We start from the raw sequence: 762 nt of genomic DNA, 5'->3' as shown, positions 1-762 counted from the left end.
AGATGATCGGTGGCCAGCCCGGCATGCCCGCGCAGGAGGTCACCCTCTACGAGATCGAGATACGCCGCGTCACGCAGAACGGCCGCTTGAAGGTCGAGACCGTGGCGCCGGAGGACTTCGGCATCTCCATGCGGGGCAAGACGATCGACACAGCCCCGTGGGTCTGGCAGCGCTCGCGTCTGACGCGCTCCGACCTGATCAAGCAGGGCTACGACCGCGCTACCGTCGAGGAACTGCCCTCCTATTCCGGCCGGCCCTATGAGCGCTACGAGCGCGGGTTCGGCGACCGCGAGGACGTGGACCGCAGCCAAGGCCTCGGCGCCATGGAAGAGGTCGAGGTGACGGAGGCCTACGGCTTCTGCGATCTCGACGGCGACGGCATCGCCGAGAGCGTGCGCGTCGTGCGCGCCGGCGGGCCGGGCGGACGCGAGATCCTGGCTAAGGAGCCGTGGACCGACGAGCGTCCGTTCGTCGATCTCAAGCCCTACATGGTCCCGCATCGCTGGATGGGCGCGTCCATCTCCGACAAGGTCATGGACCTGCAGCGGGTCTCGACTGCGCTCTGGCGCGGCGGCCTTGACAGCCTCTACGCCTCCATCATGCCCGAATGGGAGGTGCTAGAGAGCGCGATCAAGAACCCCGACGAGGTGCGTGAGCGCCGGTTCGGCGGCATCGTTCGTGTCTCGCAGCAGGGCGCAATCAACCCGATCATCTCGCCCAACGTCTCGGACATCGCTTTCAACGGCATCGCCGCGGTCGACA

1 pseudogene is annotated in these 762 nt (G+C 67.2%); it reads left to right on the top strand.

What is annotated here, in order from left to right:
* Window positions 1-23 precede the first annotated feature (23 nt).
* Window positions 24-762 (top strand): annotated as a pseudogene (locus FV233_RS30795) (hypothetical protein); the annotation flags it as partial.

Source organism: Methylobacterium sp. WL7, from assembly GCF_008040085.1.
Taxonomy (GTDB): Bacteria; Pseudomonadota; Alphaproteobacteria; order Rhizobiales; family Beijerinckiaceae; genus Methylobacterium; species Methylobacterium mesophilicum.
The sequence above is the reverse complement of the archived record's forward strand: the minus strand, read 5'-3'. Positions and strand labels throughout refer to the sequence as shown.